Origin of the sequence: Streptomyces sp. M2CJ-2 (assembly GCF_016757295.1) — a bacterium.
Classification (GTDB): Bacteria; Actinomycetota; Actinomycetes; order Streptomycetales; family Streptomycetaceae; genus Streptomyces.
In genome coordinates this window covers 48406-64732 of record NZ_JAESIF010000011.1, presented here as the reverse complement: position 1 = coordinate 64732, position 16327 = coordinate 48406, and the positions used below count along the sequence as shown (strand labels likewise).

15 protein-coding genes and 1 other RNA gene are annotated in these 16327 nt (G+C 71.8%); 4 read left to right on the top strand and 12 right to left on the bottom strand.

Going from position 1 to position 16327, the window contains the following annotated elements; genetic code table 11:
* Positions 1 to 135: 135 nt before the first annotated feature.
* Positions 136 to 1104, bottom strand: a complete 969-nt coding sequence (locus JL475_RS12050; protein ID WP_202277573.1) for a LysR family transcriptional regulator — start codon at positions 1102 to 1104, stop codon at positions 136 to 138.
* 83 nt (positions 1105 to 1187) lie between these two features.
* Between JL475_RS12050 and JL475_RS12045 the strand changes: the two genes are divergently transcribed.
* Together JL475_RS12045 and JL475_RS12040 are read left to right on the top strand one after the other, a co-directional pair.
* Positions 1188 to 2561 (top strand): MFS transporter, encoded by a 1374-nt coding sequence (locus JL475_RS12045; protein ID WP_202277572.1) that lies wholly within the window; start codon positions 1188 to 1190, stop codon positions 2559 to 2561.
* Positions 2562 to 2674: 113 nt separating this feature from the next.
* Entirely contained in the window at positions 2675 to 3697 is a 1023-nt protein-coding gene (locus tag JL475_RS12040; protein WP_202277571.1) for a LacI family DNA-binding transcriptional regulator, read from the top strand.
* 2 nt (positions 3698 to 3699) lie between these two features.
* Here the strand turns inward: JL475_RS12040 and JL475_RS12035 are convergent, their stop codons facing one another.
* Both JL475_RS12035 and JL475_RS12030 read right to left on the bottom strand, forming a co-directional pair.
* Complete coding sequence (locus JL475_RS12035) at positions 3700 to 3882, bottom strand: hypothetical protein (RefSeq protein ID WP_202277570.1); 183 nt, start codon at positions 3880 to 3882, stop codon at positions 3700 to 3702.
* Positions 3883 to 4065: 183 nt separating this feature from the next.
* On the bottom strand, positions 4066 to 4668 hold the full coding sequence (locus tag JL475_RS12030) for a response regulator transcription factor (RefSeq protein ID WP_307825029.1): 603 nt from the start codon (positions 4666 to 4668) through the stop codon (positions 4066 to 4068).
* Between the two features lie 519 nt (positions 4669 to 5187).
* On the opposite strand from JL475_RS12030, the gene JL475_RS12025 reads away from it, so the two are divergent.
* Entirely contained in the window at positions 5188 to 6264 is a 1077-nt protein-coding gene (locus tag JL475_RS12025; protein ID WP_307825028.1) for a histidine kinase, read from the top strand.
* Positions 6265 to 6366: 102 nt separating this feature from the next.
* On the opposite strand, the gene ssrA is transcribed toward JL475_RS12025, so the two are convergent.
* From ssrA to ftsE, 5 genes are all read right to left on the bottom strand, one after another.
* Positions 6367 to 6769: a transfer-messenger RNA gene (gene ssrA, locus JL475_RS12020) on the bottom strand.
* Positions 6770 to 6916: 147 nt separating this feature from the next.
* Entirely contained in the window at positions 6917 to 7396 is a 480-nt protein-coding gene (gene smpB, locus JL475_RS12015; protein ID WP_109378307.1) for an SsrA-binding protein SmpB, read from the bottom strand.
* A 56-nt stretch (positions 7397 to 7452) separates the two neighbouring features.
* The gene (locus JL475_RS12010; RefSeq protein WP_202277566.1) at positions 7453 to 8613 is read right to left on the bottom strand and encodes a S41 family peptidase; all 1161 of its coding nucleotides are present in this window, start codon (positions 8611 to 8613) and stop codon (positions 7453 to 7455) included.
* Positions 8614 to 8681: 68 nt separating this feature from the next.
* A complete protein-coding gene (gene ftsX, locus JL475_RS12005) occupies positions 8682 to 9599 on the bottom strand; it encodes a permease-like cell division protein FtsX (RefSeq protein ID WP_202277565.1) in 918 nt (305 codons plus the stop codon).
* Positions 9600 to 9628: 29 nt separating this feature from the next.
* The gene (ftsE, locus tag JL475_RS12000) at positions 9629 to 10318 is read right to left on the bottom strand and encodes a cell division ATP-binding protein FtsE (RefSeq protein ID WP_109378302.1); all 690 of its coding nucleotides are present in this window, start codon (positions 10316 to 10318) and stop codon (positions 9629 to 9631) included.
* Positions 10319 to 10582: 264 nt separating this feature from the next.
* Between ftsE and JL475_RS11995 the strand changes: the two genes are divergently transcribed.
* The gene (locus JL475_RS11995) at positions 10583 to 10774 is read left to right on the top strand and encodes a hypothetical protein (protein ID WP_109378301.1); all 192 of its coding nucleotides are present in this window, start codon (positions 10583 to 10585) and stop codon (positions 10772 to 10774) included.
* A 146-nt stretch (positions 10775 to 10920) separates the two neighbouring features.
* Here JL475_RS11995 and JL475_RS11990 read toward each other — a convergent pair whose 3' ends face one another.
* From JL475_RS11990 to JL475_RS11975, 4 genes are all read right to left on the bottom strand, one after another.
* Positions 10921 to 11571, bottom strand: coding sequence for a hypothetical protein (locus JL475_RS11990; RefSeq protein ID WP_202277563.1), 651 nt, complete (start codon positions 11569 to 11571; stop codon positions 10921 to 10923).
* A gap of 307 nt (positions 11572 to 11878) precedes the next feature.
* Positions 11879 to 12985, bottom strand: a complete 1107-nt coding sequence (gene prfB, locus JL475_RS11985) for a peptide chain release factor 2 (RefSeq protein ID WP_202277561.1) — start codon at positions 12983 to 12985, stop codon at positions 11879 to 11881.
* Positions 12986 to 13085: 100 nt separating this feature from the next.
* The gene (locus tag JL475_RS11980; RefSeq protein WP_202277560.1) at positions 13086 to 14363 is read right to left on the bottom strand and encodes a serine/threonine-protein kinase; all 1278 of its coding nucleotides are present in this window, start codon (positions 14361 to 14363) and stop codon (positions 13086 to 13088) included.
* Positions 14364 to 14517: 154 nt separating this feature from the next.
* Positions 14518 to 16203, bottom strand: a complete 1686-nt coding sequence (locus tag JL475_RS11975; RefSeq protein ID WP_202277558.1) for a serine/threonine-protein kinase — start codon at positions 16201 to 16203, stop codon at positions 14518 to 14520.
* Between the last annotated feature and the right edge of the window lie 124 nt (positions 16204 to 16327).

Below are 16327 nucleotides of genomic sequence, written 5' to 3'. Positions count from 1 at the left end.
GCCCGAGCACTCGCCGTCGGATTCGGTCCCCCACCCGCTCCGAGCGCCCCTTTTATCACACTGTGCTCGAGCACCGAATGTAGCGTACGCGGAGGTTTCGTGTCCCCGGTGCTGATTCACGTCATTCGCGATACATCAGGAAGAACTCATGACAACAAGATCATCGTCCGAAACCCACCCGCCCTCAGGACGTCGCAACCAGCCCTCCTCGGCGGCGATACCGGCGGCAGCCCTGCGAAGTCCGTCCAGAGCGGGGTGAATCCTGCCTTTTCGCCACACCAGCGACACAGGCGACAAGGGGACCGGGGCGACGAGCGGGCGCACCACCATCGAGGTCAGCGCGGGGAAGCCCACCACGGCGAGGACCGGACAGCGTGTTCTGGCCATGATCCGCTCGAACTCCTCGTCCCCGACGGCCAGGGGTTCCGGCGGTGCGAGGGCGATGTCCCGCCCCTCGAACAGCCGCAGGGCGAGGTCGGTCCACTCCGGTGTGCGCGGATTGCCCGCCCCGGCGTACACCGTCTCGCCGGCCATCGCGGCGAGCGGCACCTCCTCCAGCGCGGCCAGCCGGTGGTCCTCGGGCAGCACCAACGCCATCGGCTCGTACCGCACGGGCTGCTGGTCGAGTCCGGCCCGCAGCACCTCGGGAAGCCCCGCGAACCGCCCGAACGACGCGTCCAGCCGCCCCGCGAGCACCTCGGCCGCGGCCCAGGTCAGGCCGCTCTCGTAACGGGCCATCAGCTCGTGGCCGGGGGTGAGTTCGCGGGCCCGGTGCAGGACCCGGCGCGGGGTCGGCAGGCCCGGGGAGTTGAGGTCCACCAGCAGCGGGCGGGCCTGTCCGGCGGCGGCGATCAGGTCGTCCTGCGCCTGGAGGACGCGGCGGGCGTACGGCAGCAGGTGCTCGCCGTCGGCGGTGAGCGTCACCTGGCGGGTGGTCCGCACGAACAACTCGCTGCCCAACTCCCTTTCCAGCCGCCGCACATCACGGCTGAGTGCCTGCTGGGCCACGTACAGGCGCATGGCGGCGCGGGTGAAGTGCAGTTCCTCGGCGACGGTGACGAAGGCGCGCAGGAGGCGGGGGTCGAGGTGGGTGGGGGCGGACACCCGGTGAACCTACAACGCCGGTGCGTGAATCGGCACCGATCAGGTGTTGGACCGGTGCCGCGGGCACGGGCGACGGTGGGTCCATGCCTCAGCCGACCTTCCGCAGCCGCCGTGCGGCCTCCCGGGACACCCCGCTGTTCACCGTCACGGCCGACACCCTGGTCGCCGTCGACTTCGCGCCGCGCGGGCGGCCGGACGACTCTCGCGGCCGGGCGCGGGGCCCGTACCGCCGCCTGTTCGCGCTGCCCGGCGCCCGCGCGTTCACCGTCTGGAACCTCGTCGCCCGGCTGCCGATGGGCATGTTCAGCGTGAGCGCGGTCATGATGATCGCCGGGACGCGGGGTTCGTACGCCCTGGCCGGTGCCGTCGTCGCGACCGGGCTGGCGGCGACCGCGGTGGTCGCCCCGTGGACCGCGCGGCTGGTCGACCGGTACGGGCAGGCCCGCGTCGCCCTGCCCGCGACGGGGTTCGCCGTGCTCGGCTCCCTCGCACTGCTGCTCTGCGTGCGCCACGGCGCCCCCGCCTGGACCCTGTTCGCCTCCTACGCCGCCACCGCCACGACGCCCAACACCGGCGGGATGTCCCGGGCCCGCTGGGCCCACCTGCTGAAGGACCGCGCCGACGCCGCCGAGGGGCTGCACACCGCGAACTCCTTCGAACAGGCCGCGGACGAGCTGTGCTTCATGCTGGGCCCGGTGCTCGCGGCCTTCCTCTGCTCGGCGCTCTTCCCGGAGGCGGGCACACTGGTGGGCGCGGTGCTGCTGCTGACGGGTGTGACGCTGTTCGTCGCCCAGCGCTCCACCGAGCCGCCGGCCGAGCGGCGCGCCGCGGGTCGGGCTCCCTTCCGGGCGCCCGGGATGCGTCCGCTGCTCGTCGTCTGCCTGGCGACCGGTGCGGTGTTCGGCTCGATGGAGGTCGTCACGATCGCGTTCGCGGACGCACAGGGGCACCGCTCGGCGGCCGGCGCGGTGCTGGCCCTCCAGGCGGCCGGCTCCTGCGCGGCGGGCCTCGCCTACGGGGCGGTGCGCCCGGCGGGGTCCGCGTGGTCCCGGCTGCCCCTGTGCCTGGCCGCGATGACCGCGCTGATGGTGCTGCCGCTGTTCTCGTCGGCCCTCACCGGCTCGCTCCCGCTGCTGGCGGGGGCGCTCCTGCTCGCCGGGATGGCCACGGCGCCGACGATGGTCACGACGATCACGCTGGTCCAGCGCTGCACCCCCGAGGGCCGGCTGAACGAGGGGATGACGCTCGCGGTGACCGGCCTGCTCGGCGGGATCGCCTGCGGCAGCGCGGCCGGCGGCTGGGCCGTGGAACACGTCTCGGCGGCGGCCGGGTACGGGGTTCCGGTGGCGGCGGCCGGGACGGCCCTGCTGACGGCGCTGGCCCTGTTCGGGCCGCTGGGCCCCCGCTCACCGTTCGGGCCGTCGAACCGCTCCGCCGAATCCCGCCCGGCCCGTTGACGGCCCCACGGCTCGCACACACCTTCACCCGTCGAAGCGCTTCGACGCTCTTGCCCCTCCTGTTCCCCCTCCCGTTCTCTCCCCCCGCGAACCGTGTCAGTGGAGGACCCCCGATGGTGAAGATCACGGATGTGGCCCGGCGCGCCGGGGTCTCCCCCAGCACGGTCTCGTACGCGCTCAGCGGCAAGCGGCCGATCTCCGACGAGACCCAACGCCGCGTCCGGGCCGCCGTCCGCGAGCTGGGCTACCGGACGCATGCCCGTGCCCGTGGTACCGCCCGGGGCGACTCCCGGGTCCTGGCGCTGGCGGTCCCGGTGCGCTCCGGCGTCCATGTGCCGGTGGTGACGCAGTTCGCGGTGTCGGTGGTCACCGCCGCCCGTGCCCACGACCACGATGTGCTGCTGCTCACCCAGGGGGAGGGCGAGGAGGGGATCGAGCGGGTCGTGGAGACGGGGACGGCGGACGCGCTGGTGGTGATGGACGTACAACTCCAGGACCCCCGCCTGCCGTTGCTGCGCTCGCTGCCCCTGCCGTCCGTGCTGATCGGTGTCCCGGCCGAGCCGGACGGGCTGACCTGCGTCGATCTGGACTTCGGTGCGGCGGGCGAGCTGTGCGTGGAGCATCTGGCCCGGCTCGGGCACCGGACGGTGGCGCTGGTCGGCTCGCCGCCGGAGGTGTACGTCCGGCGGACGGTGTTCGCGCGCCGACTCGTGCAGGGGTTCACGGCCGCCGCCGACCGGCACCGGCTCTCCTCCGCCGTGTACCCGTGCGAGGCGGGCCGGGAGGCGGCCCGCGCGATCGCCGAGCGGCTGCTGCGCGAGCAGCCCGCGCTGACCGGGGTGGTGGTGCACAACGAACCGTTGCTCGACCCGCTGATCGACGTCTTCGAGCAGCTCGGCCTGCGGATCCCCGCCGACCTCTCCCTCGTCGCCGTCTGCCCGGCACCCGTGGCCGCCTCGGCCCGGGTCCCGGCCACCTCGGTCGCCGTGCCGTCCACCGGACTCGGCACCCGCGCGGTGCACCTGCTGCTACGGAAGCTGTCCGGCGCCCCGGTGCCGGAGGTCACCCTGTTCCCACCCCGCCTGACGGAACGCGCCAGCACCGCACCGCGCGCGGAAGCACGGACGGAAAGGTGACGTCAGTGCCGCGGCTCTTCCTTCTCCGCCGCACGCGCCGCCGCCGACCTCTCCCATCGGGCCGCATGCCGCACGAACCAGATCGCCACCAGCGAGCCCAGCAGGGCGGGCAGGAACCACACGATCATCCACGGCCCGCCGCACACCACGCCCACCACGGCCGACCCGTACACCAGTAGGGCCATGGCGTACACCGCGGCTGACTCCGCCCTCGCCCGCCGCACCGCAGCCCGCCACCCCACCATCGAAACCGAGCGCTCCCCGTCTCCCGCACACCTGCCACGCCGCGCCCTACGGGCGGCGGGCGCAGCTCGACCGGCTCGATCCCATCACTCGGCGCGGGCCCCGGGAAGTGAAATCTTCACCTCCTACAGCCAGCCGTGGCGTTCGGCGATGCGGACCGCGTCGACGAGGGTGCGGGCGTGGAGCTTGCCGACGGCGGACGACAGACGGTTGCGTACCGTGCCGACGCTCAGGAAGAGTTCGGCGGCGATCTCGCGAGCGTGAGCCCCGGTTGCCGCCAGCCGCAGCACTTCGGCCTCCCTGTCGGTCAAGGGGGTGAGCTCGAGGGCCCGCCGGTCGCGCATGCGGGGATCGACCAGTCGGCCGCCTACGGCGATGCGACGGATCGCGTCCGCGGTCTCGGCGAGGGTGGCACTTTTCAGTAAGTAGCCGGAGACCCCCGCGGCGAGTGCCCGGCCCAGATGGCCGGGGCGGTCCAGGGCGGTGAGCATCAGGATGCGGCAGCCCGGCACCTGCGCGGTGAGCGCGGCGGCGACGGCGATGCCGTCCATGACGGGCAGGTCGATGTCGAGGAGCACCACATCGGGCCGCAGCCGTTCGGCCTCGGCCAGCGCGGCCGCGCCGTCGCCGGCCTCACCGACGATCCGTATCCCCAACTCCCGCGAGAGCAGCGCCACCAGCCCGGACCGCACCACAGCGTGGTCTTCGACCACCAGCACTTTGATCACCGATCGATTATCCGGGCTGAAGGGCGCGGCAGACGGATCGGTGGACCGATGGGCGGCATGGGCCCCTCGGTCTCTCCGCATGGCGCCGGGATCCACCGCGCGAGCACGCTGCGGCAAGAGCCGTCAAAGCCAGAATGATCAGGCTCCGGTCCTCCGCTTCCACCGATGCACTCCTGCTGATAACCGGCCTGGCCGTTTGACGTGCCGTAGCCGGCGCCGCTCCGTTCGGCAACGGCCGCACCCACCCCGTGCCGGTGACGGGTGCGGCGGGTCGTGAGCATGATCAAGCGCGATCGAAGCGGGGGCGCCGCAGGGGGAGGAAGTGAAGGTTCCACCCCCTGCGGAGAGCATGTGAGAATCACAAAGACCAAGATCATCACCGCTCCCCGACCCAGGACGCCAAGTGGGTCCACCCACGAGCGGGGTTGTCAGGGCAGGGGCGGGGGGACGATGGGGAGCGGGGCAGGGGGAGGCGGGGCGGCTCCGCCGGGGGCTCGGGTTGCCCTCGGCACGCTGGTCGTGCTGGTGGTCGGATCGCTCGCGCTGACGGCGTTGGACGTCGCCTCTTCGTCGATCGGCAGACGCGCGATGGCGACCGGACTCACCGTGCTGGTGCTGATGCCCGCCGTCCTGCTCGGACAGTACGCCCCGCCGCCCTACCGGCTGCCGTACCGCTGGAGGTGGGCTCTGCTGCTGGTGCAGGCCGTGCTCACCTACCTGCCGCTGGTGCTCTTCCACTACCGGTGGTTGAGCCTGCTCGGTTTCCTGGCCGGCGCCGTGCTGCTCACGTTGCCGCCGACCGCCTCCGTGCCGGTGGCACTGATGGTCGGCGCCAGCGGGCCGCTGCTGATCCACATGGGCGTGGTCGTCACCGACCGGGGTGCGCTGAGCGTTCTGCTGAGTACCGCGATCCCGGCGAGCACGGTCTTCGCGGTCGCCCACCTCGCCCGGCTCTCCGCCCGTCTGCACAGCAGCAGGGAGCAGACGGCCCGGCTCACCGAGCAGCGCACCCGTGCACGGATGCGGCAGGATCTGCACGACCTCGTGGGCACGTCGCTGGTGGTCATCGCGACGCGGGGAGAGAACGCTCTGCGGGCGGACGCCTCCGAAGGGGCCGCCCGGGCGGCGCTCACGGAAATCGTGGAGCTCGCCCGGCGGACGCATGAGGACGTGCGGCGCATCAGCGGCCCCGAGATGACCTTCTCCCTGGCCGACGAGTTCGCCCACGCCCAGCGGCTCCTCACCGCTGCCGGGATAACGGTACGCACCTCCCTGCCACCGCTCATCGAGCCGGGCGGTGCGGTGGCGGACTGTCTGCGGTCGGTGCTGCACGAGGCGGTGGGCAATGTGCTGGAGCACAGCCGTGCCCGGATCTGCGAGATCGAACTCTGTGCCGGGGCCGACGACATCCGGCTGACCGTCCGCAACGACGGCGTCGCCGCCGACCCGGCGCCGTCCCTCCCCCCGACCACCGGACGACGCCGCGGTACGGGCCTGGCCGGGCTCAGGGGCCGGGCCGTCGCACTGGGCGGCACCCTGCAGGCGGGCCCGAAGGACCGGGAGTTCTCGGTGGCGGCGGTTCTCCCGACGGGCTGACGCAGCCGCACCGCGACGGCGAGGAGCCGGCCCGTGGGAAGGGCGGCCGCGCATGACACAGGCCCCGCCGCTGCTGCGACGGGGCCTGTGCCCACATGGGAATTGTGGAGATGGCGGGAATCGAACCCGCGTCCAACGGTGCGGAACCAGGGCTTCTCCGTGTGCAGTCCGCTGTGCTTTTCTCAGCCCCGGAGATCACGCGGACAAGTCTCCGACGGGCTCAGTCACTGTTAGTTTTCCCTCTTCACCCCGTGACCGGGATCAAGGTTTAGTCCCCTGAATGATGCCAGGATCCGGGTCGGGAACACCCCCGGGCTGACACTCCCTCTAGTAGGAGAGCTGCTGCTCGCTACCTGAAATCAGGCAGCGAGGGCGAGCTCGCCCTGGGAGATGGATCGCTTGGAATTGGCGATTATTTTTTTCGGCCTGTGGTTTACGAGATCATGGCCGCTTCCTCGACACGCTTCCCCTGCTTCGACAGCCGCTGTCGAAACCGATCATCCCCATGTTCTCTTCTCAAGGTGCGCACCCGCTGTGGGGTGCTGTCGCCATCGTACGTGACCAACGCGGGTCGGTGCCAGCGTATTCCCGTGCGACGGGTCCGGACGGGCCCGGAGCCCTCTCACGCACGGCCGTCCGCCGTGGGCGGGCGCTACGCCCGCTGCTTGCGGCGGACCGCCGAGATCGCCCGCTCGGTCTCGCGGCGGTCCTGCTTCTCGCGGAGCGTCTGACGCTTGTCGTACTCCTTCTTGCCCTTCGCCAGCGCGATCTCCACCTTCGCGCGGCCGTCCTTGAAGTACAGGGCGAGCGGCACAATGGTGTGCCCCGTCTCCTGGGACTTGGACTCCAGCTTGTCGATCTCCGCGCGGTGCAGCAGCAGCTTGCGCTTGCGCCGCGCGCTGTGGTTGGTCCAGGTTCCCTGGCTGTACTCGGGGACGTGCACGTTGTGCAGCCACGCCTCGTTGCCGTCGAGCTGGACGAAGCCGTCCACCAGCGAGGCCCTGCCCTGACGCAGCGACTTCACCTCGGTCCCGGTGAGGACCAGGCCGGCCTCGTAGGTGTCGATGATGAGGTAGTCGTGCCGCGCCTTCTTGTTCTGCGCGATCAGCTTGCGCCCTTTTTCCTTAGCCATAGTGCGCCCATTTTCGCACTACGGAGGGGGTTTTCGGAAAGCCGTTTCCCGCGCGGCTACCGGCCGAGCCCGGCGAGGACCGTCCCCGCCCGCCGGAGCGCCTGCTCGTCGGCCTCCAGGTCGGGGGTGATGCCGTGTCCGTCGACGCCCCGGCCGGACGGGGTGCGGTAGTGGCCGACGGTCAGTTCGGCGACCGAGCCGTCGGGCAGCCGGCCGGGCATCTGCACGGAGCCCTTGCCGAAGGTGCGGGAGCCCACCACGACCGCCCGGCCCCGGTCCTGGAGGGCGCCGGTGAGCAGTTCGGCCGCGCTCATCGTCCCGCCGTCGACGAGCGCGACCAGGGGTCTGGCGGTGTCGCCGCCGGGCTCGGCGTGCAGGGCGCGCTGCTCGCCCTCGACGTCGTAGGTGGCGACCAGGCCGCCGTCGAGGAAGGCGGAGGCCGCGGTGACCGCCTCGGCGACCAGGCCGCCGGAGTTGCCGCGCAGGTCGAGGACGAGGCCGGCGTCGGCCGGCGCCTCCTCCACGGCGGCCCGGACCTGGTCTCCGGAGCCCTTGGTGAAGGCGCCGACCTTGACGACGATGATCCGGCCGAGGAGTTCGTCCACGGTGACGGTGTCGCGGGACAGCCTGACCCGGCGCAGGGTCTCGCTCCACGCGCGTGTGCCGCGTTCCAGACCGAGGCGGACGGTGGTGCCGGCGGACTCGGCCACGTCGTCACCGCGCAGTAAGGAGACGACCTCGGTGACGGGCCGCCCGTCGACCCGCTCGCCGTCGACGCTGCGCAGCCGGTCGCCCGCGCGGATACCGGCGTCGGCCGCGGGGGTGTCGCTGCCCACCCTGGTCACCTCGATACGGCCGGACCGTTCGCGGGCCCACAGGCCGACGCCGGTGTACCGGCCGTCGAGGGCGTCCTCGAACTCCTCGTACTCGCCCGGGGAGTAGACGGCGCCCCACCGGTCCCCGCTGCGGCTGACGGCGCGCTCGGCGGCCTCCACCGGGGACGTGCCGGCCGCCATGGCCTCCTCGGCCGCCTCGGCGACCTCCGCATGACGTCCGGTGGGGGCGGCCGCCTGGGTGGGGTGCGCGGCGGGTTCCCGGTCGGCCGCGGGCAGGCTGCCGGTGGCCGCGCCGGCCACGAGGACGCTCGCGAACACCAACGTCAGGGCGGATCCGCGACGGACGCGGCGGGGCTGACAGAACAGGGCACGACCTGACATGCCGGCGAGTCTAGGACAACGCGAAGGGGCGCACGGCCGGTTGACCGTACGCCCCTTCTTGGCAAGAGTCACACCTTCAGGTACTTGCGCAACGCGAAGAAAGCGGCCAGGGCAGGCATCAGCAGACTCGTGGCGAGGATCAGCGGAAGCTTCGTCAGCACCGCGTCCCAGCCGATGAAGTTGATCAGATTCAGCTTCTCCGACAGCGCCAGTCCGTTGTCGATGATGAAGTACCGGCCGACCAGCAGGAACCCGCAGGCGAGGGTGCCGCCGATGAGTCCGGCGACCGCGGCCTCCATGATGAACGGCGCCTGGATGTAGAAGCCCGAGGCGCCGACCAGACGCATGATCCCGGTCTCCCGCCGACGGCTGAACGCCGAGACGCGCACCGTGTTGACGATCAGCATCAGGGCGACGACCAGCATCAGCGCCATCACCGCGCGGGCGGCCCAGTTCATGCCGTTCAGCAGCCCGAAGAGGTTGTCCAGGATGCCCTTCTGGTCCTGAACCGACTGCACCCCGTCCCGCCCGTCGAAGGCGGTCGCGACGACCTGGTACTTCTCCGGGTCCTTCAGCTTGATGCGGTACGACTCCTGCATCTGGTCCGGGGTGAGGGAGCTGGCCAGCGGGGAGTCGCCGAACTGCTCCTTGTAGTGCTTGTACGCCGTGTCCTGGGACTCGTAGGTGACCGAGTCGACGACCGACATCTTCTCCAGGTCGCCCTTGATCTGCCCCTTCTGGTCCTCGGTCACCGCGCCCTTGGCGCAGTTGGGGTCGGACTCGGCGTCGCTCTTGTTGCACAGGAAGATGGAGACGTTGACCTTGTCGTACCAGTAGCCCTTCATGCTGCTGACCTGGTCGCTCATCAGGAGCGACCCGCCGAACAGGGCGAGCGACAGGGCGACGGAGACGACGACGGCGAAGGTCATCGTCAGATTGCGGCGGAGACCGACACCGATCTCCGACAGAACGAACTGGGCGCGCATGGCGTGGGGTTGAGCCTTTCCGTTCCTCGTCAGTGCTGGTAGCCGTAGACGCCGCGCGCCTGGTCGCGGACGAGACGGCCCTTCTCCAGCTCGATGACGCGCTTGCGCATCTGGTCCACGATGTTCTGGTCGTGCGTCGCCATCACCACCGTGGTGCCCGTCCGGTTGATGCGGTCGAGCAGCTTCATGATGCCCACCGAGGTCTGCGGGTCGAGGTTGCCGGTGGGCTCGTCGCAGATGAGCAGCTTGGGCCGGTTGACGAAGGCCCGCGCGATGGCGACGCGCTGCTGCTCACCGCCGGAGAGCTCACCGGGCATCCGGTCCTCCTTGCCGCCGAGCCCGACGAGGTCGAGCACCTGCGGCACGGACTTGCGGATCTCGCCCCGGGACTTGCCGATGACCTCCTGCGCGAAGGCCACGTTCTCGGCGACCGTCTTGTTGGGCAGCAGGCGGAAGTCCTGGAACACCGTCCCCAGCTGGCGCCGGACCTGCGGCACCTTCCAGTTGGAGACGCGCGCGAGGTCCTTGCCCAGGACGTGCACCTGACCGTGGCTGGCCCGCTCCTCGCGGAGGATCAGCCGCAGGAAGGTGGACTTGCCGGAGCCCGAGGACCCCACGAGGAACACGAACTCGCCCTTCTCGACCTCCAGGGAGACATCTCGGAGGGCGGGACGGTTCTGCTTGGGGTAGGCCTTGGAGACGTTGTCGAATCGGATCACGGGTGCACCACGGGTCGCCGGGGGTAGATGTGCGTGACCTTACGCGAAGCGGAAGCCCGACCGCAGTCACCGGAGTGGGTTGCGTGCCACTTGCGCGCTTTATTCCGGATGTGCGGCGGGCCCGTCGGCCCGGAGGCGGGGGCGGGGCGGGCAGGGTACGGGGGCCGCGCCGATTTCCGGGGAACCTGGCACAGTGGTGGGGGGGAACGTTCGCGCCGCCGCGAGCGTTGTACTGACTGGAACCGGTGCGAGGAGGGAGAGCGGATGACGTACGACCGGCTGGTGTGCGCCAACTGCGCCGCACCCGTGAGCGAGGGCCGGTGCCCGGTGTGCCGTGCGAGCCGCGAGCGGATGCAGCAGGTGAACTTCTTCGCGGGCCTGAACCCCATGACGCTGATCGCCCTGCTGGCGGTCCTGGTCGCGGCGGTGGCACTGCTCGCCCACCAGACCGTCTGACCGTCGCGGATCCGCCGTCCGGTACGTCCGGCACATCCGGCACGGAGAACCCTGAGCACGCCCGAGGGGCCCGGAGCGCAGCTGCGCTCCGGGCCCCTCGGCCTGTTTCCCCGCCCTGCGTACGGTGTGTACGCGTGGCGTCACCGTCAGGCGGCGGCGCCGTCGCGGCCGGTCATGAGGCGCGGCAGCACGCGGAAGCCGATGCCGCCGGCGATCATCGTGGCGGCGCCGAGCACCAGGAAGGTCATCTCGGCGGCGCCGGTCTCGGCGAGCTCCTGGCCGTTGCCCTGGGCCGACGTGGCGGGCTCGTCGCCCGTGCCGGTGAGGGCCGAGGAGCCCTTCTCCTGGGTGGAGACGTCGGAGCCCCCGGCGGGGTTGGCGGCGTTGCCGCCACCACCGTTGCCCTTGTCGTTGCCGTTGCCTCCGTCACCCTTGCCGGCACCCGGGGTGGTCGGGGCCGTCGTGGGGTCCTCGGTCGGGTCGGTCGTGGGGTCCTCGGACGGCTCCTCGGTCGGCTCCGTCGTGGGCTCCGTCGTGGGCTCCTCGATCGGGTCGGTCGTGGGGTCCTCGGTCGGGAGCTCGGTCGGCGGGGTCTCCGGCGGGGTGGGCTCCCCGCCGTCCGAGTCCTCGTCCCCGACGTTCACGTTGACGCCGACGTTGGCGCCCTGGCTCCCGACACCGGCGTTCACACCTATGCCGAGGGCGGAGGCCGCGCCGGCGGCGGTCAGCGAGGCGCCGCCCGCGATCACGGCAGCGGCCGCGATCCGTGCGACACGGATACGCGTCTTCTTGGTCATCTGGTTGCTACCCCCAGTAGCTCATCGTCAATGAGGCGGCGCTCGGGGCCGTGATCAACGGGGGTGACTGCGATGAAACGCCCCCCGGTTCACATGCGCCCCAGAGATACGCATGCCGCGCCTCACCCTTCCCACTTTTCAAATGAACGTCAAGGCCGTTGCGTACGCGATGCCCACCTACGCGCGGTTTGCCGGACATCGAAGCCGTGAGTGTGATGTAAAACCCCGACATCACCGGCATACGAAAGGCAACTGCCGCCCTGGGGGCGGCAGTTGCCTTGTCGACAAAGCGCTGTCAGCGCGGAGGTCACTTCTCCCGCTGCTTGCGCCAGCGAATTCCGGCCTCCAGGAAGCCATCGATCTCACCGTTGAACACGGCCTCGGGGTTGCCGACTTCCTGCTCCGTGCGCAGGTCCTTGACCATCTGGTAGGGGTGCAGCACGTACGAACGCATCTGGTTGCCCCAGGAGTTGCCGCCGTCGCCCTTGAGGGCGTCCATCTTGGCCTGCTCCTCCTGGCGGCGCCGCTCCAGCAGCTTGGCCTGGAGGACGTTCATCGCGGTGGCGCGGTTCTGGATCTGGGAGCGCTCGTTCTGGCAGGAGACCACGATGCCGGTCGGGAGGTGCGTGATGCGCACCGCGGAGTCGGTGGTGTTGACGCCCTGGCCGCCGGGGCCCGAGGAGCGGTAGACGTCGACGCGCAGCTCGCTCTCGTCGATGTCGACGTGGTCGGCCTTCTCGACGACGGGGAGCACCTCGACGCCCGCGAACGAGGTCTGGCGCCGGCCCTGGTTGTCGAAGGGCGAGATGCGCACCAGGCGGTGCGTGCCCTGCTCGACCGAGAGGGTGCCGTAGGCGTAGGGCGCCTGCACGGCGAAGGTGGTCGACTTGATGCCGGCCTCCTCCGCGTACGACGTCTCGTAGACCTCGGTCTTGTAGCCGTGCTGCTCGGCCCAGCGCAGGTACATCCGCTGGAGCTTCTCCGCGAAGTCGGCGGCGTCGACGCCCCCGGCCTCCGCCCGGATGTTGACGAGCGCCTCACGGGCGTCGTACTCGCCGGACAGGAGGGTGCGGACCTCCATCTCGTCGAGCGCCTTGCGGACGCCCGTGAGCTCGGCCTCGGCCTCCGCGCGGGTGTCCGGGTCGTCCTCCTCCTCGGCCATCTCGAAGAGAATGGCGAGATCGTCGATCCGCCCGCGCAGCGTCTCCGCCTTCCTGACCTCGGCCTGGAGGTGGGAGAGCTTACTGGTGATCTTCTGCGCCGCCTCCGGGTCGTCCCACAGGGAGGGCGCGGCCGCCTGCTCCTCGAGCACGGCGATGTCTGCCCTCATCCTGTCGAGGTCCAGAACGGCCTCGATCGACTCCATGGTCGAGGAGAGGGACTTGAGCTCTTCGGATACATCGACGACTGCCACACCCCCAGCGTAACGGCTCGCTCGAGCCGCCCCTACCGAACACCGGGCCGGAATCCCCACCGGTGACGTCAGTACCGGTCACGCGTGGGGCGGGTGCGGCTCAGGGGGTGGCTGGGGCCGAGTTGCCGCTGCCGTCGTTGCCCTTGTGGTTCGTTGCCGGCTCGTCGTCCGAGGCGGCCAGCCAGGCGCCCGCGCCCACCGCGGCCAGCAGGGTCACCGTCAGCGCGGCCAGGGTCAGCCGGCGTCGGCGGGCGAGCGCGCGGTTGCGGGCCGAACCGGGACGGCGGGCGCCGCTCGCGCGAGGCGCGCGGGCCGTGCCGCGGACGCCGCCGGGCAGCTCGTCGGGGGACGGCACCCGCATCGAGGTGTGGGTGTCCCGGTTGGAGTCGGCCGGCTTCGCACCCGGCACCAGCGGGACCGCGCCGCGCCGCCGCACGGGCACCCCGGTGCCCGGTGCCGGACCGGAGGCCGGGGTGTCCCCTCGCTCCGGCCGCTCCGGCCGCTCCGGCTCCACCGGATCGTTGTCCGGCTCGTCCACGTCCAGCGGCGGCATCCCCGCCAGCATCGGCAGCAGCTCCCGCAGCCGTGTCCCCAGCTCCGAGGCGCGCAGCCGCGAGGCCGGCGCCTTGGCCAGGCACTGCACGAGCAGCTGCCACAGTTCGTCGGGGATGCCGGGGAGCGGGACCACCGACTCGGTGACGTGGCGGCGCAGCACCGCCCCGGGGTGCCCGCCGCCGAACGGCGTGAAGCCCGCGAGCAGCTCGTACAGGACCGTGGCGAGCGCGTAGATGTCGACCGACGCGCGCGGCGGCAGGCCCTCCACGATCTCCGGCGCCAGGTAGTCCGGCGTCCCGATGATCTTCGTGGCCCTGGTGCGGCGCGGGGTGTCGATGAGTTTGGCCACTCCGAAGTCGGTCAGCAGGGCGCGGTGCGAGCCGCCGGGGCCGAGCGGGCCCTGCATGTCCAGCAGCACGTTCTCCGGTTTGACGTCCCGGTGCACGACCCCCGCCGCGTGCGCCGCCGCCAGGCCGTCCGCGATGTCGGCGACGATCGCCACCGCGGCCTCCGGTGCGAGCCTGCGCTCCCGGTCGAGCCGGGTGCGCAGATCCGTGCCGCGGACCAGGTCCATGACCAGGGCGAGGTCGTTGCCGTCGACCACCAGGTCGCGCACCGAGACGATGTGCGGGTGCTCCAGGCCGAGCAGTGCCGTCCGCTCCCCCACGAAACGCCCCACGAGCTCCTGGTCGGAGGAGAGGTCCTCGCGCAGCAACTTGATGGCGACGGGTCCTCGCGGCCCTTCGCCGAGCCACACCGTGCCGGCGCTGCCCCGACCCAGGATCTGGTGGGCGGTGTACCGGCTGCCGATCTTCCGTGCCAAGACTGCTCCTACCGACGCGTGTTGCCGCCAAAGCTACGCGCCTCGAAAGCCGACGTTCACCGGGGACGCCGAATTCACCCGCCGGGTGTCGACAAATCGGCAAACAAGTCGGAACCGCCCCCGGAGGGGGCGGGCGCCCATGGTGGTCGGGGCTCTACGGCGCCCCGGGTCCGCCCAGGTCCTGGATCCAGTCCGTCGCCGTGCCGAACCAGTCGGTGAGCTGGTCCCAGTAGCCCTTGCCGCTGCCGATCCAGTCCTGCAGCGGGCTCAGCTCCCAGATCAGCCAGCTCGCGACGAACAGGATGATGATCGTGAACAGGCAGCCCTTCAGGCAGCCGAGACCGGGGATGCGCATCGGGTTGGCGCTGCGCTGCCGCTGCCGGGGCTCGCGCGCGGGACGCCGCGGCTCCGGCGGCGGGGTGTACCGCTGCGGTTCGGGCTGCCGCGGCCGCTGCGGTGGCGGCGGGGCGTACTGCTGCGGCTGCTGGTACGGCTGCTGCTGCCGTCCGTAGCCGGGAGCGGGCTGGGGCTGCGGACGACGTTGCGGCGGCTGCTGCGCCGGCTGCGGCGGCTGCGGCGGCCGGGCGACCTGCCGCTGGGGGCGGCGGCGCAGCGGGTCCTCGCCCGGGTCGAGGTACTGGACCTGCGTCTGCTCGTTGCGGTCGCGGGCCGCGCGCAGCTGGTTCTGCCAGGGGTGCGGGTCGTCGGGGCCGCCCTGCCCCTGGCCGCCCTGGCCGGGCGGGCCCGGTGGCACCGGGGGCATGACGGCGGTCGGGTCGGCGGCACCGGAGGGCCCGCCGGGGTGGGCACCGGCGTGCGGCAGGACGCTGGTCGCGCCGTCGGGGTCGTACGCGCCCCCGGTGTGCGGCAGCACCTGCGTCGGGTCGGCGGCACCGGGCGCGCCCGGTGTGCCGGGCACGGGGGCGGGCGCCGGGTCGGGCATGAGGAGCACGCCGACGTTCTCCGCGGCGGCGATCTGCGCGGAGTTCGCGTGCACACCGGTTCCGTCGGCGACGACGCGCAGGCCGCGCGCGAGGTTCTCGGCGCTGGGCCGGCGCTCGGGTTCCTTGCTGAGGCAGCGTTCGATGACCGTCCACAGCGGGTCCGGGACCGTGGAGGGGCGGCACGGTTCGGCGCTCAGGTGCTGGTGCAGCACCTCCAGGGCGGAGCCGCCGGAGAACGGCGGGCGGCCGGTGACCAGCTCGTACAGCAGGATGCCGGCGCCGTAGATGTCGACGGCGGAGGTCTGCGGGCGGCCCTCGGCGGACTCGGGCGCGATGTACGCGGGCGTGCCGACGAACTCGTGGGTGCGGGTCAGGCCCGGGGAGTCGGCCAGCCGGGCGATGCCGAAGTCGGTCAGCATCGGATGCATCTCGCCGCCGTCCTGCTTGAGCAGGACGTTGGCGGGCTTCAGGTCGCGGTGCACCACGCCGTCGGCGTGGCTGACGGCGAGCGCGTCGGAGATCTGAGCGGTCAGCAGCGCGGCGGCGACGGGGGTGAACGGGCCGTTCTCCCGCAGGTAGCGGTGCAGGTCGGGGCCCTGGACGAGGTCCATGACCAGAGCCAGCAGATCGCCCTCGACGACCAGGTCGCGGACCCGGACGATGTTGGGGTGGGTCAGCCTGAGCAGGACGGAGCGCTCCCGCAGGAACCGCGTCACGATGTCCGCGTCGCTCGCGAGCTCCTCCTTGAGGACCTTGATCGCGACGGTCTCACCCGGCTGGCCGGGCACCGCCGCCTCGGCCCCCGCGGTCTCCCTCTGGCGGCCCCGCCAGACGGTGCCCGTGGCGCCGCGTCCGATCTGCTCCTCGAGCAGGTACTTGCTCCCTACCGGCCGCACGTCATGCGCTCCCTGCTGCTTGCTTGGCTGGCGTACACCGTGGTTCGTCGTACCGCGGAACGGAAATGCTCCGCCCACTGTAGTGCCGCCGCACGGGACACCGGCTTGCCAACTTCGACGTCTT

What these genes read in the sequence shown, in the direction of transcription:
- ftsX (WP_202277565.1), bottom strand. Translation starts at nt 9,599, where the DNA reads ATGCGCGCCCAGTTCGTTCTGTCGGAGATCGGTGTCGGTCTCCGCCGC.
- smpB (WP_109378307.1), bottom strand. Translation starts at nt 7,396, where the DNA reads ATGGCTAAGGAAAAAGGGCGCAAGCTGATCGCGCAGAACAAGAAGGCG.
- JL475_RS11990 (WP_202277563.1), bottom strand. Translation starts at nt 11,571, where the DNA reads ATGACCAAGAAGACGCGTATCCGTGTCGCACGGATCGCGGCCGCTGCC.
- JL475_RS12010 (WP_202277566.1), bottom strand. Translation starts at nt 8,613, where the DNA reads ATGTCAGGTCGTGCCCTGTTCTGTCAGCCCCGCCGCGTCCGTCGCGGA.
- JL475_RS12045 (WP_202277572.1), top strand. Translation starts at nt 1,188, where the DNA reads ATGCCTCAGCCGACCTTCCGCAGCCGCCGTGCGGCCTCCCGGGACACC.
- JL475_RS12040 (WP_202277571.1), top strand. Translation starts at nt 2,675, where the DNA reads ATGGTGAAGATCACGGATGTGGCCCGGCGCGCCGGGGTCTCCCCCAGC.
- JL475_RS11995 (WP_109378301.1), top strand. Translation starts at nt 10,583, where the DNA reads ATGACGTACGACCGGCTGGTGTGCGCCAACTGCGCCGCACCCGTGAGC.
- JL475_RS12035 (WP_202277570.1), bottom strand. Translation starts at nt 3,882, where the DNA reads ATGGCCCTACTGGTGTACGGGTCGGCCGTGGTGGGCGTGGTGTGCGGC.